22 protein-coding genes and 1 pseudogene are annotated in these 23,788 nt (G+C 61.0%); 10 read left to right on the top strand and 13 right to left on the bottom strand.

The features are described from left to right. The 5 genes from GNZ13_RS13635 to GNZ13_RS13615 all read left to right on the top strand — a co-directional run. Nucleotides 1-434, top strand: a 434-nt coding sequence (locus tag GNZ13_RS13635; RefSeq protein WP_172164887.1) for an SDR family oxidoreductase, incomplete at its 5' end; no start/stop codon positions are given. Nucleotides 435-858: 424 nt separating this feature from the next. After that, entirely contained in the window at nt 859-2,328 is a 1,470-nt protein-coding gene (locus tag GNZ13_RS13630; protein WP_172164899.1) for an ATP-binding protein, read from the top strand. Between the two features lie 4 nt (nt 2,329-2,332). Further along, the gene (locus GNZ13_RS13625) at nt 2,333-2,701 is read left to right on the top strand and encodes a response regulator (RefSeq protein ID WP_172164883.1); all 369 of its coding nucleotides are present in this window, start codon (nt 2,333-2,335) and stop codon (nt 2,699-2,701) included. Further along, on the top strand, nt 2,694-3,296 hold the full coding sequence (locus tag GNZ13_RS13620) for a chemotaxis protein CheC (RefSeq protein WP_172164880.1): 603 nt from the start codon (nt 2,694-2,696) through the stop codon (nt 3,294-3,296). The genes GNZ13_RS13625 and GNZ13_RS13620 overlap by 8 nt, the downstream gene beginning before the upstream one ends. A gap of 90 nt (nt 3,297-3,386) precedes the next feature. Beyond that, nucleotides 3,387-4,781, top strand: a complete 1,395-nt coding sequence (locus GNZ13_RS13615) for an HD domain-containing phosphohydrolase (protein WP_172164877.1) — start codon at nt 3,387-3,389, stop codon at nt 4,779-4,781. On the opposite strand, the gene GNZ13_RS13610 is transcribed toward GNZ13_RS13615, so the two are convergent. The 7 genes and pseudogenes from GNZ13_RS13610 to GNZ13_RS13580 all read right to left on the bottom strand — a co-directional run bounded on the left by GNZ13_RS13610 (nt 4,709) and on the right by GNZ13_RS13580 (nt 13,100). Beyond that, the gene (locus GNZ13_RS13610; protein WP_172164872.1) at nt 4,709-5,188 is read right to left on the bottom strand and encodes a TetR/AcrR family transcriptional regulator; all 480 of its coding nucleotides are present in this window, start codon (nt 5,186-5,188) and stop codon (nt 4,709-4,711) included. The two genes, GNZ13_RS13615 and GNZ13_RS13610, sit on opposite strands and share 73 nt — an antisense overlap. A 380-nt stretch (nt 5,189-5,568) precedes the next feature. Next, a pseudogene (locus GNZ13_RS13605) lies at nt 5,569-7,066 on the bottom strand (aldehyde dehydrogenase family protein). A gap of 51 nt (nt 7,067-7,117) precedes the next feature. Continuing rightward, complete coding sequence (locus tag GNZ13_RS13600; RefSeq protein WP_172164869.1) at nt 7,118-8,548, bottom strand: amidase family protein; 1,431 nt, start codon at nt 8,546-8,548, stop codon at nt 7,118-7,120. Between the two features lie 52 nt (nt 8,549-8,600). Then, nucleotides 8,601-8,981, bottom strand: a complete 381-nt coding sequence (locus GNZ13_RS13595; RefSeq protein ID WP_172164866.1) for a cupin domain-containing protein — start codon at nt 8,979-8,981, stop codon at nt 8,601-8,603. Nucleotides 8,982-9,054: 73 nt separating this feature from the next. Beyond that, entirely contained in the window at nt 9,055-10,347 is a 1,293-nt protein-coding gene (locus tag GNZ13_RS13590; RefSeq protein ID WP_172164863.1) for an NAD(P)/FAD-dependent oxidoreductase, read from the bottom strand. A gap of 57 nt (nt 10,348-10,404) precedes the next feature. Then, nucleotides 10,405-11,943: a DUF3138 family protein gene (locus GNZ13_RS13585; protein ID WP_172164860.1), complete on the bottom strand. Its 1,539-nt coding sequence runs from the start codon at nt 11,941-11,943 to the stop codon at nt 10,405-10,407. Between the two features lie 35 nt (nt 11,944-11,978). Further along, nucleotides 11,979-13,100, bottom strand: a complete 1,122-nt coding sequence (locus GNZ13_RS13580; protein WP_172164857.1) for a polyamine ABC transporter substrate-binding protein — start codon at nt 13,098-13,100, stop codon at nt 11,979-11,981. Between the two features lie 301 nt (nt 13,101-13,401). Between GNZ13_RS13580 and GNZ13_RS13575 the strand changes: the two genes are divergently transcribed. Further along, a complete protein-coding gene (locus GNZ13_RS13575) occupies nt 13,402-14,244 on the top strand; it encodes a helix-turn-helix transcriptional regulator (protein WP_172164854.1) in 843 nt (280 codons plus the stop codon). A 23-nt stretch (nt 14,245-14,267) separates the two neighbouring features. Here GNZ13_RS13575 and GNZ13_RS13570 read toward each other — a convergent pair whose 3' ends face one another. Continuing rightward, complete coding sequence (locus tag GNZ13_RS13570; protein WP_172164851.1) at nt 14,268-15,230, bottom strand: substrate-binding domain-containing protein; 963 nt, start codon at nt 15,228-15,230, stop codon at nt 14,268-14,270. A 63-nt stretch (nt 15,231-15,293) separates the two neighbouring features. Next, nucleotides 15,294-16,664, bottom strand: a complete 1,371-nt coding sequence (locus GNZ13_RS13565; protein WP_172164896.1) for a leucine-rich repeat-containing protein kinase family protein — start codon at nt 16,662-16,664, stop codon at nt 15,294-15,296. Between the two features lie 220 nt (nt 16,665-16,884). Here GNZ13_RS13565 and GNZ13_RS13560 point away from each other — a divergent pair, with 220 nt between their 5' ends. Beyond that, complete coding sequence (locus tag GNZ13_RS13560) at nt 16,885-17,499, top strand: methylated-DNA--[protein]-cysteine S-methyltransferase (RefSeq protein ID WP_328807229.1); 615 nt, start codon at nt 16,885-16,887, stop codon at nt 17,497-17,499. A 70-nt stretch (nt 17,500-17,569) separates the two neighbouring features. Here GNZ13_RS13560 and GNZ13_RS13555 read toward each other — a convergent pair whose 3' ends face one another. Then, nucleotides 17,570-17,869, bottom strand: a complete 300-nt coding sequence (locus GNZ13_RS13555; protein WP_216674831.1) for a GNAT family N-acetyltransferase — start codon at nt 17,867-17,869, stop codon at nt 17,570-17,572. A gap of 61 nt (nt 17,870-17,930) precedes the next feature. Here GNZ13_RS13555 and GNZ13_RS13550 point away from each other — a divergent pair, with 61 nt between their 5' ends. Next, nucleotides 17,931-18,236: a panthothenate synthetase gene (locus tag GNZ13_RS13550; RefSeq protein ID WP_172164893.1), complete on the top strand. Its 306-nt coding sequence runs from the start codon at nt 17,931-17,933 to the stop codon at nt 18,234-18,236. 96 nt (nt 18,237-18,332) lie between these two features. Here GNZ13_RS13550 and GNZ13_RS13545 read toward each other — a convergent pair whose 3' ends face one another. Further along, a complete protein-coding gene (locus GNZ13_RS13545; RefSeq protein WP_236001985.1) occupies nt 18,333-19,196 on the bottom strand; it encodes a GNAT family N-acetyltransferase in 864 nt (287 codons plus the stop codon). A 265-nt stretch (nt 19,197-19,461) separates the two neighbouring features. Here GNZ13_RS13545 and GNZ13_RS13540 point away from each other — a divergent pair, with 265 nt between their 5' ends. Together GNZ13_RS13540 and GNZ13_RS13535 are read left to right on the top strand one after the other, a co-directional pair. Continuing rightward, nucleotides 19,462-20,064, top strand: a complete 603-nt coding sequence (locus GNZ13_RS13540; RefSeq protein WP_172164845.1) for a phosphatase PAP2 family protein — start codon at nt 19,462-19,464, stop codon at nt 20,062-20,064. Between the two features lie 206 nt (nt 20,065-20,270). Further along, complete coding sequence (locus GNZ13_RS13535; protein ID WP_172164842.1) at nt 20,271-20,675, top strand: hypothetical protein; 405 nt, start codon at nt 20,271-20,273, stop codon at nt 20,673-20,675. Here the strand turns inward: GNZ13_RS13535 and GNZ13_RS13530 are convergent. Continuing rightward, nucleotides 20,612-22,198 (bottom strand): alpha/beta hydrolase family protein, encoded by a 1,587-nt coding sequence (locus GNZ13_RS13530; RefSeq protein ID WP_172164839.1) that lies wholly within the window; start codon nt 22,196-22,198, stop codon nt 20,612-20,614. The genes GNZ13_RS13535 and GNZ13_RS13530 overlap by 64 nt on opposite strands. Nucleotides 22,199-22,409: 211 nt before the next feature. Next, complete coding sequence (locus GNZ13_RS13525) at nt 22,410-23,117, bottom strand: dienelactone hydrolase family protein (RefSeq protein WP_172164836.1); 708 nt, start codon at nt 23,115-23,117, stop codon at nt 22,410-22,412. Nucleotides 23,118-23,788 lie beyond the last annotated feature (671 nt).

Here is a 23,788-nt window from a genome sequence, read left to right as displayed (position 1 = left end):
ACTGGGACGCAGTCATCCGCACCAACCTCGATTCGGTCTTCAACATGACGAAGCCCGTCTGCGACGGCATGGTCGAGCGTGGCTGGGGACGCATTGTCAATATATCCTCGATCATCGGTTCCAAAGGTGGCTTCGGCCAGACCAACTATGCGGCCGCGAAAGCAGGCATCCACGGATTCACAAAATCGCTGGCGCTCGAAGTCGCAAAAAAAGGGGTGACCGTGAACACAATCTCACCTGGATTCATCGCAACACGGATGGTGATGGCCGTGCCACAGGACGTCCTTGAAGCGAAGATCATCCCCCAGATACCCGTCGGACGACTGGCACAGCCGGCAGAAGTGGCAGCGCTAGTCCTGTACCTGTGTTCGCGTGAGGCGGGTTTTCTGACCGGGGCGAATATCGCCATCAACGGCGGCCAGCACCTCCAGTAAGTCGAAGTGTCGACGCCCGGAAACGCTCGAGTTGATGCGGACCCGCAATCGCCTACGGCATCGACGGCCGCATGCCTGCAAGCCCCGAAGAGAAAGCTGCCCGCCAACGACGCGGTCCCATGGTCGATTCGCCCAACGTCCGGATCAAGGCAACTCCGAGGTTCAGACGGTTAAGCGTGGGGTAGCGAAGCCGGTTTCTTTCGCACTGTTCGTCCGGCAGCGACTTCCACCGTCTGCTATCCTGAATAACATCTCAGGTTCTGGCGTATGACCTCGGAAATAAGCCAGAACTTTTAGCCGGCTCTCGAGCCGGCTTTTTTTTATTTTATGCATTATCGCCCAGGGCTAATCCCGATCTGCATCGCTACCGTTATTGCCGTTATTCCGTAAGACCAAGGACGTCGGTATTTATTGCTTGCTGTTGATGGTCGGTCGCATTCCGTGCGCAGTTGAGATCAAGGACCTTTCCGTGAAGACCAACCTGTCGGAAGCCATTGTCGAACTGGTGAATTGCGGCGTCTTCTCTGTGGATCGCGACCTGCGCATTCTCACGTGGAACCGCTTCATGCAGTCTCACACCGGACGGTCCGCCGAAACCGTCATCGGCATGGATCTTCTTGCGGCGTTTCCGGAATTGCCGCAACAATGGCTGAGGAGAAAAATCGAGGGCGTGTTCGTGCTTGGCACGCCCGCTTACTCGTCTTGGGAGCATCGCCCTTTTCTCTTCCGCTTCGAGCACTCCCGCCCGATCACCGGCACGATCGATGCGATGCGGCAAAACTGCAGCTTCATCCCTATCGAGGATGGCCAGGGAGAAGTCGCGGCAGTCGGGGTGACCATCGTGGACGCCACGGACGTCTGCATCGCATACGGCGAACTGCAGGAGCGGCAGAAAACCGTCTCCAGCGCATTGGCCGAATTGACCGTACGCAACAGGCAGCTCACCGAACTTAACGAAGAGCTGGCGCATGCGCATCAGCAGCTTCTCCAATCGGAAAAACTGGCCGCCATCGGGCAACTGGCGGCAGGCGTGGCGCACGAAATCAATAACCCCGTAGGTTTCGTGCTGTCGAACCTGAATACCCTTGAGGGCTACATCAGGACGTTCATCCGGTATGCCGAGGATATGGATCGGCTGGTCGGACAGGCCGCGCCGACACTCAAGACCGACCTGCGCGCGCTGGCCGAAAACGCTGACCTGGACTACCTGCTTGGCGATGCCCCGACGCTCGTGCAGGAATCCAGGGAGGGTCTCGCCCGGGTCCGCACGATTGTGATCGATCTGCGGGACTTCTCCAGGATCGACAGCACGCATGTATGGGAATGGACCGATATCCATCGCTGTATTGAGTCGACGCTCAACATCGTGCACAACGAAGTGAAGTATCGCGCCCATCTGGTTCGCGATTACACCGAGCTACCCTTGGTCCGGTGCATACCCTCGCAGATCAGTCAGGTGGTGTTGAATCTTGTCGTCAACGCGGCGCAGGCGTATAGCGGGAATCATGATCAGCTCAACCCTGCAGCGGGCACGATCACCATCCGCACGGGCGTCGAACCTGCCGACGCATCGCGCGTCTGGTTTGAAGTCACCGATGCAGCATGCGGCATTCCCCCAGAGCATATCAAACGCATTTTTGATCCGTTCTTCACAACCAAACCGGTTGGTCAGGGAACCGGCCTTGGACTATCGGTGACTTATGGGATCGTCAACGCACATCATGGCCAGATATCCGTAACAAGCGCGGTTGGCATGGGAACGACGTTCCGCGTGACGCTCCCGATCGATGCATCCACTTCAGAAGTAGTCAACCAGCCAGCGGCGTTTCCAATGCCCGCCGGCGCGCTCGATACCCAGTCAACCGGTTCGTTCGGTGACTGCCACATGAGGTAGACCTATGGCTTTGCCTATCCTTGTTGTCGATGATTCGACACTGGCCCGAAAGCTGCTCGTCAGGTGTTTGCCGGAGGACTGGGACGTAGAGATCACCCAGGCGTCGGATGGCGCGGCGGCGCTGGAACTGTATCGCGCCGGTAAGGGCGCAGTGATATTTCTCGATCTGACCATGCCAGGAATGAACGGATTCGAAGTGCTCGAGGCAATCCGGCACGAAGGGCTCGATACGTTTGTCATCGTCGTATCGGCAGACGTTCAGTCCGGTGCAGTGGCGCGCGCGAAGGCGCTCGGCGCGATCGGATTCATTTCCAAGCCCGTGTCAACCGAAGCCATTCGGCCGATCCTCAGGGAGTACGGTCTCCATGAATGAGCAGTTTCTGAACGAGGACCAACGGGATGCGCTGCAGGAAATCTGCAACGTCGGGATGGGCAAGGCAGCGGCCGCGTTGGCAAAACTCCTCGGCGTATTCGTTACGCTATCGGTACCTGGCATCAGGCTCGTGAGCACCGGACAGTTGCGCGATGCATTGACGGGGCAGGATGATAGCCAGTTGCCGCCCGTGCGTCAGGCCTTCCAGTCGGACATTTCCGGCGAGGCGATTGTACTGTTCGGCAGGGATGGCCAGCGGGAACTCAAGCAACTGATGGGTTATGACGTCGGGGACACCGACGCCCAGGCCGCGGTGCTGTGCGACATTGCCAACCTGCTCGTGGGCGCCTGCGTTCAAAGTGTCTTCGAACAGCTTGGCCGGCGCATCTGTTTCTCCGGTCCGACTCTTTTGCCCTCTGCCGCGGAGGCTAACGACGGGTTTCTGCCGAATGGACAATGGGCCCTCGCACTGCTGCTCGAGATTCACTTCACGCTCGAGAAAGGGGGATTCGGCGCGCGTATGGTTATGTTGTTACCTGATGCAGCCATCGAGGGAATGAAGCATGCCCTCGATCAGTTCCTCCAGTCGCTCTAACTTCCCTTTAGCGGAGCATCACGCGGCGATGCCTTCATAGAATCCACAGGCCCAGATACGCAGGCGGCACCCAAATCTGCGAGGTAATTTATGTCCGAACTTCAGGCAACTGACAAGGTACCCGACGGGAGCGAAGCACTTGCAGCGGCGCACGAGTCTCCCAAAGCTTCGGTGCCCACGCTGTTACTGGTGGATGACGAGCCGGGGGTGATTTCGTCGCTCAGACGCCTCCTCCGGCCGCTGAAATACGAGGTGCTCGCCGCGAGCAGTGGCGCTGAGGCCCTCCTGCTGCTTGAATCCGCGCAGGTCGATATCATCATTTCGGACATGCGAATGCCAAATATGGACGGCGCGGAGTTTCTGGCCCGCTCCCAGTCTCTGTGCCCCGACGCCATCCGGATACTGCTGACGGGTTATTCGGAAGTCGACGCCGTTGTTCGCGCGGTGAACGAAGGCCACGTCTATCACTACCTGCACAAGCCGTGGGACGATCAGGATCTTCTGCTGACGATACAACGCGGACTCGATCAGCTCAGCCTGAAGCGCGAGGCTGAACGGCTGACCAGCCTGATCCAGTTACAAAACGAAAAACTGGCTGACTTCAACACCGGGCTGGAACGGCAGGTTCATGCACGCACGGAGGAAATCAGGCAAACCGTCATGTTTCTCGAAGGCGCACAGCAGGATCTGAAGAGCAATTTTCTAACGATGGTGAAAGTGTGCGCGAACATGGTCGAAATGCGCTGCGGCCTCCCAGGCCATTCGGCGCGGATCGGAGAACTGGCGAGACAACTTGGTGCGGCGCTCGGGATGAGTGACTATGCCTGTAACGAACTGTTGATGGCAGGCCTGTTACACGGAATTGGCAAGCTCTTTCTGCCCGACGCACTGCTGAAGACGCCCGTTGCAAGGATGTCCCCGCATGAAGCGAAGCTTTATCATCTGCATCCTCTCCAGTGCCAGATGGCTTTAAGCCCGGTGTCGCAGCTTGGCGCGGTGCAAGAAATGATCCGCCACCAGTACGAACGGTTCGACGGCCGTGGCACGCCTGATGGCCTCGTCGGCGAATCGATTCCGTTGGGTGCTCGCATTCTCGCGCTTGCCCGCGACGTGGAAGATTTACGCATCGGTGCGATCGCGCCACAAAAGATGAGCGACGGACAGATCGTCTCCACGGTGCGTGCACAATCGGGCATACGCTATGACCCAGTCGTCTCTGAAAAATACATTGATCTGGTAACGAGCCACGCTGAACTGACGCCAGAGGGAGTACCGGACCGTCTCGATGCATCTCACCTGAAGGAAGGGATGAAGCTGGCGGAAGACCTCCGGACGTCAAGCGGCACGTTGCTGATGACGAAGGGCAAGATACTTTCCGCCGATCAGGTCGCACAGATCCGTCGCTTCGAAATTCATGAGGAGGAGCAGTTCGTCATTCTGGTCGAACGCAACGCGGCAGTCGCGGCCGGAACACAAGTGGCCTGATCCATGGTCGGCCGGTAGCGACCACTCGACAACACGGTGTCGACTGGATCGTAGGTGACCGGCGGCTGGAACTGGAAGCAAAGGAAATTGCGGGCAGAGACGCTCTCCAGCGGCTCCTCGACGGGCGCGCGCCGTCCGTCCACATCAAACGGAACATCCTGTATCCCAAGGAGTTTCGTTTCCAGATCGTGCGCACTGTCTACCGCAGCGGTCTCGACCAGCTGCAGAAAAATGTCTTCCTTCGATGCAAAGTTGGAATAGAACGCGCCCTTAGTAAAGCCCGCTTCGTCCACGATGCGGTCGATTGATGCGCCTCCGAATCCGTCACGAGCAAACACCTTGGCCGCTGCTGCAAACAACTTTTGCCGCGTCAGCGCACGACTCTCCTCTCTGGTCAAACGTGACACCTGTGCCGTTCCTTTTCTTGTTTCCTGGTTCCCGAATCCCGGGTGTGTTGCTAGCGTTAGACGCCTAACCGATCGTCCGTTCAACAGGCGCCGGCCTCTCGTTCCAAATTCTGCTTAACCCTACTTCACGCGACATTTCGAGAGGAATTCTCGCGACTAGACGTTCAGGTTTCGTTTTATCCCACCAATCTCTCGCACATCGCTCCCCACATAATCAAACACTTAGAGCTCGTTGAAAATATATTCGCTTTTTGTTAACTTCCATGAAATTCGATCGATTTCTGGTTTAAATACCCGTGCGAGTACCGAAATTTAGCCATAATTTACCGTTCAGTTTCTTATTTAAATTTGTCCGCGTTATGCTTTATTCGACACATCACCTAGCGCAGCCGCACGATCGTCGACTTCAGCTCCGTATATTTCTCGAGCGCGTGCAGAGACTTGTCGCGGCCGTTACCCGACTGCTTGTAACCGCCGAACGGAAAACTCATGTCGCCGCCCCCTTCGTTGTAGCCGTTGATCCAGACTGTTCCGGCACGTAGACGCCTCGCCACCTCGTACGCAGTCGTCAGATCACCAGACCATACGGCAGCCGCGAGGCCGTATTCGGTGTCGTTCGCGATGTGCACCGCTTCGTCGACGTTATCGAACTCGATCACGGACAGAACCGGCCCGAAAATTTCTTCGCGGGCAATTTTCGCGTCCGGAAGCCGGGATCTCGAACACGGTCGGCTCGACATAGAAGCCGCCGGTTTCCTCCCTGACGCGCGCGCCGCCCGTCACGAGCCGGCCTTCCCGGCGACCTGCTTCGATATAAGCCGCCACGCGCTCGAACTGGATACGATCGACAATGGGCCCCATCGTCACGGACGGATCGAGCGGATGACCCGGCTCATACGCACGTGCAGCGGCGACCACTTTCGCGACGAATGCGTCCTTGATATCCCGGTGCACGAGGAGCCGCGAGCCCGCCGTACACACCTCGCCCATGTTGAAGAAAATCGCGTCGGCCGCCGCCTTCGCTGCGCGATCGAGATCGGGGCAATCGGGCAGAACGATGTTCGGCGACTTACCTCCGAGTTCGAGCCACACGCGCTTCAGGTTGGATTGCGCCGCACATTGCATGATCTGTTTCCCGGTCCTCGTCGAGCCGGTGAACGCGATACAGTCTACGTCGTGGTGCAGCGCGAGCAACCTGCCCGGCTCGGCGCCACCCGGCACGACGTTGAATACGCCAGGCGGCAGGCCTGCCTCGTGCGCCAATCGGGCAATGCGAATGGCGGTGAGAGGCGATTTTTCCGATGGTTTGAGAATCACACTGTTGCCGACGGCAAGCGCCGGGGCGAACTTCCACGCCGCCATCAGGAGCGGAAAGTTCCACGGCACCACCGCTGCGACGACACCAACGGGCTCGCGCGTCACGAGACCGACGAGATGATGATCGGTCGGCACGACCTCACCGCTCATCTTGTCGATCGCCTCGGCATACCACTCCACGCAGTGCGCAGCAGCGGGTACGTCGATGGCCGTCGTGTCGCTGATCGGCTTGCCCGAGTCGAGCGTCTCGAGCAATGCGAGCTCCTCGAGGTGCTCACGCATCAAGGCAGCCCAGCGCAGCAGCACGGCCTTGCGATCGCGTGGATTCATGCCCGCCCATATCTGCGTGTCGAATGCCCGCCGGGCCGCCGTCACGGCAGCATCGACATCCGCCTCGCCGCAGTCGGCGACCTGAACAAGCACGCGACGATCGATCGGACTCACACAGGCGAATGTCCTTTCGCTGTACGCGTGGCGCAGTGCGCCATCGATAAATGCACGCCCTTCGATTTCCATGACGGCGGCTTCATTCTGCCAGTCCGAGAAAGTTTTTTTATTCATCAGGATACCTAGATTAAATTCTGTTTGACAGGTGCAACGCCCGGCCTCCGCTTATCCCGCGTAACGCGTCGACGCACCGACCGGATCTATTGGCGTGCAAGTTCCCGCGCGCGCCTCGATCGCTTCGCCTGCGGCGAGGCACAGCGCCTCCTGGAAGCGGCCGGCGACAAGCTGAACCCCCATCGGCACGCCGTCGCGCACGCCGGTCGGCACGGACAGCCCCGGCAGTCCGAGCAGCGCGGTCGCAAGCAGCGGACTCTGCATGTCGAGGATGCGCCGTATCGCGTCGTCGCCGCGCTGGTCCTCGTCGATCGCGAACGGCCGCGCGCACGAGACTGGCATCAGCAGCAGCGGATAGCGCTCGAAGAAACGCTGCCAGTCCCGTAACAGACCGGTGCGCCGCGCCAGACCGTTCATGTAGCCGGCCAGGTCGAGCGGCGCGGCGAGCCGGCGCTGGCTGGCGAACGCGGTCCGGATCGCGTCGTCGCCATGCTGCATGATGACGTCGCCGAGCCCGCTCCTCGCCTCGTTGGTGACGAGGTCCAGCCACAGCGCGCTCGCTTCGGCCATCTGCGGCGGGACAGCTTCTTCGACGATGCAACCCGCGTCCTCGAGCCAGCCCGCCGCCTGCCGGATCGCGTCGACGACCGCGGGGTCGGAACGGACTCCCGGCAGTTCCGCACAGACGGCGACACGCGCCGGAAGCGGCGCGCGATGGCCGACCGGCTCTACCGGCATCCACCATGCGTCGCGCGGATCACCGCCCGCCATCGCCTCCAGCGCAATGCGCAGGTCGCCGACCGTTCTCGCAAGCGGCCCCTGCACCGACGCGAGCTGGACCGCAAGCGTCCGGTCCTTCGCCTGCGTCGGGTTGTACGCAGGTACGCGGCCGGCACTCGGCCTCAGTCCCGCGACACCGCACGCGTATGCCGGATAGCGAATCGAGCCGCCGAGGTCGTTGCCGTGCGCGATCGCACCGATGCCGGCGGCAATCGCAGCCGCTGCTCCGCCGCTGGAGCCCCCAGGCGTCAGGTGCGGATTCCACGGATTCAGCGTGCGGCCGTGCAGGTCGTTGTCGGTGAACCAGCGATATGAAAACGCCGGCGCGTTACTGCGGCCGATCACGATGGCGCCGGCCTTGCGCAGGTTCGCGACGACAGGGCTGTCCTCGCCCGCGACGAGATCCTGGAACGCGCTCACGCCGTTGGTGGTTGCGCGGCCAGCCATGTCGACATTGATCTTGACCGTCACCGGCACGCCGTGCAGCGGGCCGACCGGCTCGCGCCGCGCGATCGCCGCGTCGGCTTGCGACGCAGCCAGCAGCGCGCTGTCGGCCAGCACGTCGACGATCGCGTTGATGCGGGGATTCACATCCTCGAGCCGCTGCAGGCAGCTCAGCGTGAGTTCCGTCGACGACACGTCGCGACGCGCGACGCGCTCGACCATTTCCGTAGCGCTCAGACGCCACAAATCCTGAGTCATGTCATGCTCCTGGTTGATCTCGATGATTGACGTTGCAGGCCGAGCCGTCGCGCTACGCGTGCGATGGCTCGACCTGCGGGGCATGCGACGCGTAGACTTTTCTGCACGCCTCCACCACCTCCCAGGTGCCGCGAAAGCCGGAGGGAATCACGAAGCGATCCCCGGCGCGCAGCACCTTTTCGTTCCCCTCTATGTCACGCACGATTGCTACGCCACTCAACATTTCGCAGTACTCGGATTCGTCGTACTCGATCGTCCAATGGCCGGGCGTGCTCTCCCAGAAGCCGGAGCTGAACTGTCCGCAAGGACTGATGTAGTGATGCGTGAGCGTCTGCATCGGATTGCCGGCCAGCAGCAGCCCGCGCGGCACACGCGACTGGGTCAACTCCGCCGGGTCCCGCATCAGGTCGACAATATTCGTGATGTCTGTCATGAACGCCTCCAAGGTGTGCAATGTTCGATATAGGTGAGGTGCCGCGCGGCCGGACGAGCCGGCCGGCGCCGGCTTAACGTGCGTCCATCATCCGGTGCCAGGTCATCGCGAGCATCAGCATCGGCGTGCGCAGCAGGCGTCCGCCCGGGAAGTTGCGGTGCCGGATCTTGCCGAACAGGTCGAAGCGGGCGGCCTGCGCATCGATCGCTTCCGCGATCAGCCGGCCCGCGAGTCCCGTGACATTCACGCCGTGCCCGGAAAAACCCTGCGCGAAATACACGGTCGGCTCGAGGCGGCCGAAATGCGGCGCCCGATTCATCGTCGCGTCGACGAACCCGCCCCACGCGTAGTCGATCTTCGCGTCGGCGAGCTGCGGAAACGTCTTCAGCATATCCCGTCGCATCGCGGCGGCGAGTTCGCGCGGCGTGCGAGTCGAGCTGCTCGCCTTGCCGCCCCACAGCATCCGGCGGTCCTTCGTCAACCGGAAATAGTCGAGCGCCGCATTGCAGTCGCTGATCGCCGCGTCCGTTGGCATCGTGTCGCTCGCCCTCGCGTCGCCGAGCGGCTCGGTCGCAATCAGGTAGGTCGCCACCGGCATGATCTTGCGCGCAAGCGCCGGCGCGAGCCGGCCGAGATAGGCATTACCCGCGAGCACCACGTAGCGCGCGTCCACCTGCCCGCGCGTGCACGTCACCCGATGGCCTTGCGCGGTCTTCCCGATTGCGTGCGCGCTCGTGTCCTCGTGGATCGACACCCCCGCGTCGCGCGCCGCGCGCGCCAGACCGAGCGTGTAGTTGAGCGGATGCAGATGACCGCTGCCGGCATGCTGGAGCCCGCCCAGGTAGCGATCCGAAGCGACGACGCGGCGCATCTCGTCACGCTCGACGTACCGGTACCCGCGATAGCCGAAGCGCAACTCGGCGGCTTCCTGCCAGGCACGCAGCGCGTCGACGTGGCGCGGCTTGTTTGCCGCGGTCAGGTAGCCGAACGTTAGGTCGCAATCGATCTGGTGCTTCGCGACCCGCTCCTTGACGATCTCGACCGACTCGAGCCCCATCGCCCAGACACGCCGCAGGTCCTCTTCCGGCATGTAGGACGAGAACGTATCAATGTCACATGAATAGCCCGCGATCAGCTGGCCGCCGTTGCGGCCGCTCGCGCCCCAACCGATCTTCGACGCCTCGAGCAGCACGACCGAATAGCCGCGTTCCGCGAGATTGAGCGCGGTGGAAAGGCCAGTGAGTCCGCCGCCGATCACGCAGACGTCAGCCGATACGGTCGCATCGAGCGGCGGATGAGACGTCCGGTCGTTCGCGGTGGCCGCGTAATATGACGGGACGTGTGCTTGATTTTCGAACTTGAGCATGACAAAGCCTCGCGATCGGCGGCGGCCCTGTTTCCTCAGGCCGGCGCCGGCATCGCATCAGAAAGAGTAGATGAATTGCGCGGCAAGCAGGTCGTTCGACTTCGCATACGTACCGTCATTGCGCAGGAACACCTGACGGTTCGCCCAATCGTGCCGGTATTCGACCTTCACCGTGATCTGCTGGGTCGGATAGAACAACAGGTCGAGCGCGGCGTCCTGGCGTGTCGCGCCCTTGCACTCGAAGCCGTGGTTGCTCGATGCCGCCAGGTAGTTCACGTCGATGCCGAAGCCGTTGTACGGATCCATCCCGTTGCCGTTGAGGCCGATCCCGCCGCCCCCGCCACCGTTCTTGCTGTCGACCAGCAGGTCGTAGCGGGCCGTCACGCCCATCCGCCCGATCACCGGCAGCCTGAACTTCCGGTGCGCGAGCAGCGACAGTCCGTACCACTGCGCCTGGCCGCCGTTCCACGCGGCATTTTGCTGCTGGCCGTAGTCGATTTCGGCGTTGTACTGGATGTCGGCCAGCGCGTACGTCATATCGGCATCGGTGAAGAAGAACGTGCCGTAGCCGTTCGGCGCCTGGCCGCCCCAGCCGTAGCTGACCGAGCCTGTCGTCGGGTCGATCGCGCTCGGCAGCGTCTGCCGACCGATGCTGAACGAGCCGCCGACGTCGAGTTGGCTGCCGCGCAGATAGTCGACCCGCGCGCTGAACGTCGGCATGCGGTTGCTCGTCGTGATCGGGTCGCCGAGCGCGTTCGTGCCGGTCTGCGTAACCGAGCCGGCGGTGCGGAACTGCTCGTTGCCGAGCAGGAATTTCCATGCCCATTGGTCACCGGTGTAGTTGACGCCGGCGCCGATCGAGCTGCCCGGATCCGAGAAGTCGTATAACAGGTTGTGCGTGAGCGTCAGCATCTGATTCGACTGCTGTACCTCGTAGCCGCTCAGCCCTGGCATCAGGCCGGCGACGACCGACGTGGTCGGCGTCAGCGGCACCGTCGCAATCGCGGTGTTCAGAATGTTGAGCCCGCTGTTGCTGTGTTCGTTCATCAGGTACATCCCCGCGCCGCGGTTCGGCATCAAGGTCACCTCGGCGGAGGGCGCCATCGGGCCGACGCCGAATGTCTTCTTGATGTCGAGGTACAGATCGCCGAACGTGCTGTTGTAGTACTGGTACGCGTTCTCGTGGTTCGCGAACTGGAACGACGACGTGCCCGCCGCACGGTTGTACAGATAGGTGGGATCGATGTATCCGGTCACCGACAACCCCGCGATCGGGCCGGTCTGAGCAGCGTCGGTCAGTGCATCGACTTTCAGCTGCTGGCTCGCGGCCTGCTGCTTCAACTCAGTGAGCTCGTCGTTGGTCAGGACCGCCGGCGCCTGGCCGTAGTTCGCCGACGACGGATCGACAGCAGCCGTGCTCGCCGGCGCCGGCATGGCGGCGGGCTTCGCGGCAAGCTGCGACTGCAGCCCCTTGACCTCCTGCTGCAGGGCGGCGAGCTGCTGCTGCAGCGCCTTGATCTGATCGCCGGTCGGGCTCGCCGCGGCCAGCCCCGGCAGCACCCCGGCCACCAGCGCGCAAATTAACCTCTTCTTCATGAAGCGTCTCCTTGTTGTTCTTCGCTTCGGCTTGCTCAACCGCCGGACTTCAACCGCAGCCACAGACGGTTCTGCAGCCGCGTGAGATCCGCACTTATCGGCATCGCGAGCGCCATTCTGGCGAGCGCGCTGTCAGGCAAGTAGACGTCCGGATCCTGCGAGATTTCCGGCTTCACGAACGGGCGCGCGGCCTTGTTCGCGCTCGGATAGGCGATCTCGTTCGTGATTGCCGCGTTGGCCTTCGGCTCCTCGATGTAGTTGATCCACTTCAACGCCGCCTCGGGATCCGGCGCATCCTTCGGGATCGCCATCACGTCGAACCACAGCAGGCCGCCTTCCTTCGGATTCACGTACCGGACCTCGTACCCGTGTTTCGCCTCCACCGAGCGCCGCCGCGCGAGGCTGACGTCGCCAGACCAGCCGAGCACCACGCACACGTCGCCGTTCGCGAGATCGTCCGCATAGCCCACCGAGTTGAACTGCGTGATGTACGGACGAATCGTCTTCAGCACCTCGTAGGCCGCCTGATAGTCCGCCGGGTTCTTGCTTTCCGGATCCTTGCCCATGTATTGCAGCACCGCTGCGAATGCCGCGTCCGGCGCGTCGAGCAGCGACACGCCGCAGCCCTTCAGCTTCGACACGTTCGCCGGATCGAACAGCAGCGCCCAGCTGTCGGTCGGCGCGTTGTCGCCAAGCCGCTTCCTGACGGCCTCGACGTTGTAGCCCACCCCCGTCGTGCCCCACGCCCACGGCACGCCGTACTGGTTCCCCGGATCGGCCTTCGCCATCATCTTCATCAGCGCCGGATCGAGGTTCGCAAGGTTCGGGATCTTCGACTTGTCGAGCTTCTGGTAGACGCCCGCCTGGATCTGCCGCGCGAGGTAGTTCGACGTCGGCACGACGATGTCGTAGCCGGAACTGCCGGTGAGCAGCTTGGTCTGCAGCGTGTCGTCACTGTCATAGCTGTCGTAGCGAACCTTGATGCCGGTCTGCTTCTCGAAGTTCGGCACCGTGTCCTTCGCGATGTACTCGGACCAGTTGTAAACGTTCAGATTGGTATCGCCGGCCTGGACGGGCTGGCTCGCCGCGAACGCGAGGCCGGCGGATGCGGCGAACACGATCCTGATGACCGGGCAGCGACGAAGACTGGCACGCATAGGAAATCTCCTGGTAGTGTGAATCGGCCGCTCCGTTCGATGCGGATGCCGCCGGTAAGCAAAGTCGTTAAAGTCGTTATTGCGCCGCGAGGCGATCGTCGGCCAGATCATCGAAGCAGCCTCCGTCACCTTGGTTTCAGCTTGTAGAGCACTGTAAAGATCGCGGTGCGCGTCGTCTGTCCCGGGAATGAGGGACAAGCCTCATGGTCGATAACGTCGGTTTGGGTGGATTCCCGCGTAGGCATGGGGAATTTGTCGTGATACCTGTAACGCCACCCAGAAACCATCGAGAGCAGAGGTTATGAACACCGCGCGCCCCTCCCCGGATCTCCAGCTCAGTCAGGTCGCGTTCGTGACCGAGACGTTGGGCGACGTCGCGCAGGCCGTCGGCGCTCCGCAGTTCCTTCAGGTCGTGTATGAAAGTCTCGTGCGCTTCGTCGACTTCGATGCGGTGCATCTGGACTACGACCGCGTGTCCCCGTCCGGGCAGCGCAGCATCGGCTGGATCGGGAGCTTCGGTCGCGATAGTGAGCTCGTCGAGCAGGTGATGCGGCACTACTACGGGAGCTATGCGAGCGAGGACGCGACATACGAGGGAATCGGAGACAAGCGCGATGTGCAGTTGATCCAGATCTCCGCGCAGAAGGTTGCGAGCGAGCTCCGGCATCTGTTCTTCGACATCGGCAACATCCACGACGAATGCGTGGTCGCAGGCGTAACGAACGGCACGCGATACTCGATATCGATGGCGCGCTCACGGCGCCTGCCGTCGTTCTCGCTGAAAGAGCTGAGCCTGCTGAAGCAGTTCGCACACGTCGTGCTGCCGCTGTCCGCGGTTCACAAGCGGTTGATCGGCGCGATCTCGCCGGGCGACGGCCGCCAGGATACGTCGGACAACAACCTGCTCGCGCAGTGGCTTCCGCAGTTGCACGGCAAGCTGACGTCGCGCGAAACGCACGTGTGCTCGTCGTTCATCCAGGGAATGACAACGCCGGCGACCGCGCAATCGATGGGACTGAAGCCCTCGACCGTCGAGACGTATGCGAAGCGGGCATTCGCGAAGCTCGGCGTCGATTCGCGGCGACAGTTGATGGCGCTCGTGTTGAAGAGCGCACCGCTGCGGCATGACAGCGATGGCGTGTAGTGGAGCTGGATTAACTTCCTACCTCAGTGACTCACGCCAGTCACCAGTTGCAGTGGCGTTTCAATGACCGGCGACAATTCGCTCTGCTTTCTCTGTTCAGTGACCGCATTCAACGCCACGTCGAGGCCGAACACAGCTTGCCGATCGGCAAACTGATTCATGGTCGCGAGTACGCGGCCGTCGGCAAGCAGCGGCTTGATCGCATCGATGTCGTTATAACCGGTGATATAAACACCGCCGGTTCTCCCCGCATCGCGAACAGCATCTACCGCCCCCATCGCCATATTGTCGTTGCCGCACATCAACGCACGGATTTGCGGATAGTCGGCCAACATTCTCGACGCAACGTCCCGTCCTTTCCCATAGTCCCAGTCGCCCGCTCGTATGGCGACGATCGTCATGCCGGCCGCGCTCATTGCGTCCTTGCTGCCGGCCGTGCGTTGCTGCGCATTGCGGTCGGCGGGAATGCCTTCGATGACCCCGACCTGATCGCCCGCCTTGAGCCGCTCCGCAAGATAATCGCCCACCTGCTTCGCGCCTTTGCGGTTATTCGGGCCGACAAAAGGCACGGAGATGTGGGCGGCATCCTGCGACGCGTCATCGAGCGGGTTGTCGATGGTGACCATGATGATGCCGGCCTTGATCCCCCGCGCCACGACAGTTGTCAGCGCCTTCGAGTCAGTCGGCGCGATGACGATCGCGTTCATCTTCGCTTTGATCAACTCGTCCACCATTCGGATCTGCACGGCCGTGTCGTTCTCCGTTGCCGTTCCGCGAATGGTCAAGCCGAACTGCGACGCAAAGTGCTTTTGATAATTCTGCGCAGCGTTCGTCATCGCTACCGTGAACGGATCAGTCATCGACTTCAACACGAGTGCGATCTTCGGCTTGCCGCCCTGCATCGCATCGACACGAGCCACACCTGTCAGGCCTGCCGCAGCAAGCGTGCCGGCAAGCAGCACGCGGCGGCGCATCCTCTGCGTCATTGATTTCCTCTCCTTAGGTTTAGCGGTCGAATGGTTGCATTGCGTTCGCGCAACAAAAACGGATCAACCCGCCGCCCACGCTGCTGCGTCCCGATCGCCGGCGCCCGTTAGCTGTCGCAAAACGGAAGCGATTTCGACGAACAACGGCCGGATGCCGATATCCTCGCTCAGACAATTCTCTTTCAACGCCACCAGTTTCGCCGCGATGTCCGCGTCCGCATCCAGCCAGTCGCTTCGATCGATCAACTCCTCGAGCAGGCAACCATACGCTCTGACTTCCAGGCGCTGCAGCGCAGCGCTGAGGTCTCGATCATCAGTAGCATAGAAAGACGCCGCGCCAAAATCGCCCAGCAACGCGCGACCCTGCCCACCATGCAGAATATTGTGTGCATACAGATCACCATGCATCACACCTTGCCGATGCAGATGACACGCTGCCGACGCCATGCCATATGCAATGCGTAACGCCGAGGCCGACTCGAAGCGCGTGCCGACGCTATAGACGTCGCGCGTGCATGACTCGAGGCTCGGTGGCCCGGCAAGATTCGTGAATTGCGGATCGATCAGTTCCATCACCAGGCCATGTGTGCCCGCCGGATGGTCCTTCACCTTGCCCACCACCGGAATCAGGTTCGGATGATCGCCGGTGCGAATGCAGGCTGCCATCTCGCAGTCGGGCAATCCATCGCTCGTTACCGCGCCCTTGAACAACTTGACAGCCACAGGCCTGCTCGCATCGTCATGACGAGCAAGAAGCGCCGCACGGTAAATGACACCGGATGCCCCCTCGCCTAACTGCTGTTCGAGTTTCAAATCATCCCATCGTATATCGGCAATCGGTGTATCGGTCAGTGCCGCCGTCTCAAGCGCTTCGCTGAATGGATTGCCGGCGTAAGCCAGCCAGGAAAGCCGTGGCAGGCGCAGCAACCAGGCAGGCAGTTCGCCGAGTTGATTCGCCGCGAGACGCAGCAGTTCGAGCCGCGAGCAGGCGGCCAATTCCTCGGGCAGTGTGCGCAACCGGTTACCGGCAAGCATCAACTTCTGCAGTTGCGTGCAGGCGCCGATTTCTGGTGGCAGTGCATCGATCTCGTTGTCGGTGAGGGTCAGCCAACGCAACAGCGGCGGCAGCGATTTACCCGAAACCTTGCGAATGCGGTTTGCCTTGAAGCCGACCATGCTCAGTTGCGAACACTGCCCGAGCACTTCGGGTAGTTCAGTGAACGGGTTGTCGGAAGCAAAGATGATGCGCAGCTTGCTCAGCCGTGGCAAATCGTCGGGTAGCGTCGAGAGTGCATTGCCCGATAGATCGAGAACTTCCAGCGTGTCGGCCAGATCGAAAATCTCACGCGGAAATTCGTTCAGGCCGCACGCCAGTTTGAGTCGGCGGGTACCCGCCAGTTGTCCGGCCCGCAGTTGTTCGAGGGTGGTTGTCACAGTCGTAGAGAAAATATCCAATTGCCGGTCGCCGGTGGGCGATGTGCCGAGGGTATCAATTCTACTGAGTCCCGGGCCACGCGCGGAATTGGATAGCAAGATCCGGCGTGACCTCAGCGAGGACGCGGTTTAAGCTGTCAGGTATCGGAGCCATTGCACAGCGAGTTCGCAGCCTCGCATCAAGCCATCCCAGCCTCCAGCTAGCCAGGAATCCAGCAAAGTGACATACGCATACAAGTTAATGAATTCACCCGTCGGCGAGCTAAAGCTCGTTGCAAACGGCAACCGGCTCGCCGCCATTCTGTGGGAGAACGACAAGCCGAACCGGGTACGTCTGCCGGAAATAATCGAAGCGGATGACCGCCCGATCCTGATCGAAACCGAGCGGCAATTGAACGAATATTTCGGAGGGACGAGAGACCGGTTCGACCTCGAACTCGACTTCCAGGGAACGGAGTTCCAGAAGAAGGTTTGGGCGGCGCTCCTGACGATCCCGTTCGGCGAGACGCGCAGCTACTCCGACATCGCGACGCAAATCGGGAACATCAATGCGGTGCGGGCCGTAGGCGCGGCGAACGGCAGAAATCCGATCTCGATCGTGGCGCCATGTCATCGCGTGATCGGCGCGTCCGGCGATCTGACCGGCTTTGCCGGCGGATTGACGAACAAGATGTTTCTTCTGTCACTCGAAGCCGGGCAGACTTCGCTGGAAGCGGCCGCGGATTCGGCGGCGGCTTCAACCACCGCTCCGGAAACGGTCGACCGGAAACCGCCGGCTAAACCGGCACGCCTGGCGCCAGGCCGCGGGACGCAGGCCTCGTTGTTCAGCAACTGAGCGGATAACTGAGCCGATTCGAGAATACTGCGCTGGCCTCAGGCGGTGGCGTTAAATGCGTCGTGATAGGTCACGTCGCCCGCAGGCCAGGCGCCGCCGAGATCGGGCCCAAACCGTACCAGCCCGTTGCGCCGTCGGAGATGGATACCGGCGACAGCGCAATATGCCCGACGATCTCGTCTTCATCTTGCGCGACAAGCGAAATCGACAGTTGCCCTGCGCGTCGTAACGCATCCACGATGAAATGCTCAGCACCGTTCGTATGCGGGGCATTCTCAAACGCGGCGATAGTGAGTTGCTCGACCGCCAGCGCGTCGGCGGGTGATTCGGCTCGTATCTCGAGTGACATGGTGCGGGATTCTTTTTTCATGTTGAGATGCATAAACCACCTATCCTTAAGATGCCCTTTGGGCATCAACCAGGAGGAAGACATGCGCATACTTCTCAACGTAACAATACCGCACGAACCGTTCAACACGCTGGTGCGCGAAGGCACTGTCGGTGAAGTGATGGGGAGAATACTCGAAGAAATGAAACCGGAGGCCGCCTACTTCACCGAGCAGAACGGAAAACGCGGCGCGGTGCTGGTGGTGAACCTCGATGATCCATCGGGAATTCCCGCACTCGCGGAACCGTGGTTTCTGAAATTCAACGCCGACTGCGAACTGCGTATTGCAATGGTGCAGGAAGATCTCATGAAAGCCGGGCTGGAGAGTCTCGGGGCGAAATGGAAATAGCGAGCACCCGCATACCAAGCAATGTGTTTGCCGCCTGCGGTTCATGAGATGCCCCGCTGGCGGCAACGCACGCAAAGGCGCAAACCTGCGCTTTAATCATCCGAGTTCGAATGACGTCACACCGAACACACGCTCGATGTGAATAGCCGGCGGTTCCTGCGTATACATCCGTGCCGTTTCAAACACGCTCGTCATTCCATGCCGCTCGGCCAGCGCGACGGCAGCGGAGTTGATCTCCGGCACATCTAGAACGATGACCTCGCCCGGCATGCGCGCCGCCAACGCATCGAACAGGTCGCCAGCGATCTCGTCACTATCGGCGAAGAGCGGGCCGATCTTGCCTCCCGTTCTGCAACGACGCAGTACGCCGTAGCCTGCAACCTGACCGTCGCGAAGTGCGACCTGCGCGATGGCGTCAGTTTGACCGAGCCATGCGGCGAGAAAATGCTCACGCGGCGCGGGAAAGCACTGGCGATCGTAGTCAAGCAGCGGTTCGAACGGCATCGCCGACGCATTCGATATGGTCGAACGCATCGAGCCTTGGGCGAAGGCCTGAACGACACCCTGAAAGCGAATGTTGCGATAAGCGAGCCGAAAGCCGGACTTTCTGTAATTCGCCTGTTGCGCGACGACGCCGTCCAATCCGACATTACGGTTACCCAGATAGTCCATGCCGTGCTGCCAGACGCGCATGCCAAAGCCTCTGTCGCGAAACTCCGGCTTCACGATATACAGACCGATAAAGCCGAAGTGCTCGCCGTAGGCGACCGCGGAAATGCAGGCAGCCGGTTCGCCGCGCCACTCTCCGATAAAAAACCCGTTAGGATCCCCGGCACGAAAACACTCGGCATCGTGCATGCCGGGGTTCCAACCTTCCGCCGCAGCCCATTCGACAGACAACGCTACGTCGTTGACCGACATGTTGCGCACGATAAAATCACCACGCTCGTCCGGGTTCATCGCGATCACCTCGCCCACTGCGCATGAAGGCTAGCGGCCGCCGTCGTGGCCGCCACCTGGCGGCCGAGGACGATATGCTCCTCAGCCGTATTTGCCTGTGCCGCCGGCATGCATCCACAGGTTACACGGCCCGGTGCCGGGCGATGCTGCCAATCGCTTCCGCCTGCACCCAAGCTTTCCCTAAGCTCTCCATAAGCTTTCACCAAGCTTGACCTGCTAAAATCGCAGATTCGATTCATCCCACGTCTCTCAAAAAACTCACTGCATGAATACACTTGAAGCGTTCAATCAGGCGCTCTTCCTGATGATCAACGCCACGCCATCTACGCCAGCCTGGCAAATCGACATGGCGCAAATGATCGCCAATTACGTCATTTGCCTCGTGCCGCTGTCGCTGATCGCGATGTGGCTCTTCGGCGACGAGCGTCAGCGTGAAGTCGCAGTGCGCGCGTTTTGCGTGACCCTGCTCGCCCTCGGGCTTAACCAGATTATCGGTCTGGTTTGGCCACATCCGCGGCCTTTCGTGATCGGAATCGGCCATACGTTTCTGGAGCACGCGCCCGACCCGTCGTTCCCGAGCGACCACGGGACGATATTCTCCTGCATCGCTCTGAGCTTGTTGCTGGGCGGTGTGAGACGGTACGGTGTGCTGATCCTGCTGTCCGGTCTCGCGGTGGCGTGGGCACGCGTGTTTGTCGGCGTCCACTTTCCGCTCGACATGGTTGGCGCCGTCGCCATGGCATGCGTGGCATACCTGTTGATCGCACCGCTGTGGCGGCTGGGCGGCGCCATGATGATGCGCGGCCTTGTCGCGGTATACCGCAAGCTGCTGGCGTGGCCGATCGGGCGTGGCTGGTTGTCGTCATAGGACTGTGTGAACGCGCGGGCCCTTGCTTCCGGCAAGACGGATTCCACCAGCGCACGCGGCAGGAAAAACGCCTGCACACGGCACGCACTGCGCGCCATATGCATCGGCTGGTTCATATCCAGCGCGAGAATGCCCGGCCTCGTTTGCAGGGCATTGCGCTTCGGATACAAACCCGTTCCGGTCTCGATGCTGCCCTCCACGGCCACGTGAAAGACGAACTGGCGCACCGAATCGGTGGAAATGCGCGCAACGGAGCGCGCCTGCGATACCGCATCCGTGCGGCAATCCATGAACGTCAGATCGGCGGCCTGGTAACTGTCGATCGTGCCGCTGAAGCCATCGGCCAGTTGCCGGCGCGAGATCGGCACGTCGAGAAAGTGGCCAAGGCGGTCCCGCCACGCGGGCAGTTGCTCGTGTGGCGCTTCGTGGTGCGTATCAAAGTGGTTGTGAACGCACGCCTCGGGAGCCGCGTCTCTCGCCACGGAATCGGTCGTCAAGGCTTTCCCCGCCAGTATTGTTATCTGCCCATACAAGCCTGCGGTAGCACTCAGAAGTTTGTGAAGAAGGCCCGGGCGGCGACCATGCAGAACGACGCGACCAGTTCACCGTGATAGGCCTGAAGCACCGCTGAGGCGCCGCCGTCGGTTGCACCGCCCGCAACGGCTTGATTGGCGAGCGTCGCTTTCGCATTCGCAAAACCCTGTTTGATAGGCGCGTACGGATCATTGGGCCCGGCGATCGGAGAGTCCACATCCAGCACGGACGTGAGCCCTGCCGGCACTTTGGCGTTCTGCCAGTAAGCCTGTTCGATGCGTGCGTTGAAGAAAAACACCATGGGATCCGAGCCGCCGCCGCACAGCAGAACCGGCGCTCGCGGCCGCCAGTTGCGCAAGTCATTGCGCTTGAACGCCTGGCGCAGCGGGTGCATAGGATTCGCCGCCGGCGTCATGGCAACCGTGGTGTTGGGAAACGCGCCATCGGGATTGGCCGCAGCGTCCTCCAGAAGACTCAGGCGATAAGCGTTGCGCACGAGATTGGCGTTGCCGAATCCGCTAGCAAACAAAGGCGCCAGCGAGGGCGGTGCGAGGGGCGGCGAAGTCGGCGGCGTCATCGAAGCATATTGCGGCGCGGGAGGAACACTGTTGAAGAGTTGCGTCGAGGGCAATTTCCCCTTCGCAAATAGCGTATCGAGAGGTTGCAGGCTCGGCAGGAGATTCTCGATGCCCGGTGCATAGGCCGCTTCATAGAAGTCGCCAGGCTTGCGATAGATATTCTCGTAGGCGTGCTGGTAGCCCGTCACGGTCAAGGTCGTGAATAGAGTCGACCCCAGGTTCACCTCGCCTTCGATGAGCGCGTCGGCGGTGGCGGCGAGCGCGTACGGACCCGATCCCGGCGCAGATGCCGTGACCTTGACGCCGGCCGCTTGCAATGCACGATGCGTCGCCAATGCCACGAAGCCGCCTTGCGAATAGCCGGTGACGAAGAGCTTGCCGTTCTCGCGCGTCCTTCTTTCAGGCTTCACTTCACTCAGTGCGACCCGCGCCGCCCGAAGCGAGTCGATCACATCGGCGGATTGCTGATCGGCGTTCAGGTAAGGGTGATACGTGAGATCGGAGCCGGCATAGCCCGCGTAGTTCGTCGCCACCACGATATAGCCCTGGGCCGCATACATGGCGGCAACGCTGATACCCTCCCCGGCACCGTCGCCATTGCCCGGATCGGTTTGCGTGATATCGGCGATGTTGTAGTTGCGGTACGCCGTCGTGCCGTGCGCGTAGAGTATCAGCGGACGCGGCCCGCTACATGCCGCCGACCGCCCACCCGGAATCATCAGTGCGCCGCTGGCGGTAGTGGGCTCGCCCGCGCCGCCGATGGTCCGGTAGCGGAAGGTCACGATCTCCACGCTGCAAGCGGGCGCGCCTGCGACCTGCTCGAGTTGCTGACCGGATACGTTCGACGCAAGCAGTTTTGAAAACGCCGCGGCACTGAGCCGTAACGTGACGCGGTGATCGAGTAGCTGGCCGCGGGCCTTGCATCCCTCTTCGCAACCGGAGCCGGCGTGCACATAAGCACTGGCGCCCAATGTCAAACATGTCAGCAGCACGAGGGCCGCGTTTCGCAACGCTACAGGCATGTGAGGCTCCGTCTTGTTGGTATTAATTACGGCGATTGGGCTGCCTTCAGAGTGAGATGAGTATAGGTAAACAGATTGGCGCGCCGCCAGCCCCATTTTTCACGCGTTTTCCCAACTGCCGGCGCCACGCCGCCCAGCGGTACAGCGCCGGCCGGCGTATTGGCTCGCCGCTGCTAGCGGCCACCTTGCAGTGTGGGTTCGCGCTTGCCTGTTACTTCCAAAGCGTGCGGCCGAAGAACGTCAGTGTGCGATCCCAGGCCTGCTGCGACCAGACCGGATCGAACTGAGTCCCGGCGATACGGCCCGGTCCGACTGCCGTTTCGTTTGCGAACGCATGGAACGCAAGGTAGCGATGAAACTCGACATCGACATCGGCCGCGGTGAGCTTCGCCTCCAATGCGTCGACCGTCTCTGCCGAGAAGAATTGGTCTTGCGTCGCCCAATGACCGAGAACGGGAACCTTGATTTTCGATGCGTCGATATACTCGAGCGGAGGGAAGCCGTACCACACCACACCGGCCGACACTTCAGGGATATTGCATAGCGCGAGCAAGGTGAGCGCGCCACCCATGCAATAACCGGTCACGCCGACGTTCGCCGCATGCTGCTTCAGATACTGAACGGCGCCACGCACATCCTGAGCGGCGGCGTCGCCAAAGTCGAGTCCGCTCATCAAATGGTGCGCCTCTTCTTCTTCCACCGTCGATTTGCCGCGGTAGAGATCGGGCACCAGCGCCAGATATCCGGCTTGTGCGAGCCGGTCCGCCACGCCGCGAATCTGGTCGTTCAACCCCCACCACTCCTGAATCACGACGATGGCAGGCGCGCCTTCTGGCTTGTGCGGTTTGGCCAGATAACCCTGGACGTCCTTGCCGTCAGGGCGGCTAAACGCGATCATCGATCCTGTAGTCCGTTTCATCAGTTGCTCCTCGAGGTAGGCGAAGCCACTAGCATAGCGCCAGTGCGGCAGGTTCTGCTGAAGCCACGTTTTGCTTCAAACGGGTCGATATGCCGTGTGCGCTCAACGCAAAGACCATCAGCAAACCTTAAATGCACCTTAAGCAAAAGCTAGGACTCGGCAATAATTCTGAATTGATTCGCCACGCGGTCAGACGCCGCCTTAATGTGGAATAAAATTCAACTAAGGAATTCCCTATAGCAATATCAGGATTTCCTGGCTATGAATTCAGTGACACCCGACCGAGAAATTTTTTTGACGTCTTTATGCTTGACCAAAGCTTTTAGTTTATGATCTCTCCCCATCGAAGCTGGACCACTAAAAATAACCTTGCTCTGCGAAGCTACGACACCACATTGCTAAATTTCCGTATGCGGCAAAAATGCCCGCACCACACACCGAATCCGCAAGATTGACTGATTACCGTCTCTCAGGTTCTGGCATGCAATCCTCGGACGCCAGAGTCTTTCCGGCCGACACTATGTGTCGGCTTTTTTTTGCCAATTAAGTGCTCCTGGTAAAACTGTTTGGATTTCGGTAACCTGGATTTTTCCCTGGTACCGAGGTGTCGATGAAATGCCGTGTGAAGCTTGTGAAGTCTGAGGAGATCACATTGCAGGAGATGGCGATCA

Source organism: Paraburkholderia elongata, from assembly GCF_013177735.1.
GTDB classification, from domain to species: Bacteria; Pseudomonadota; Gammaproteobacteria; order Burkholderiales; family Burkholderiaceae; genus Paraburkholderia; species Paraburkholderia elongata.
The sequence above is the reverse complement of the archived record's forward strand: the minus strand, read 5'-3'. Positions and strand labels throughout refer to the sequence as shown.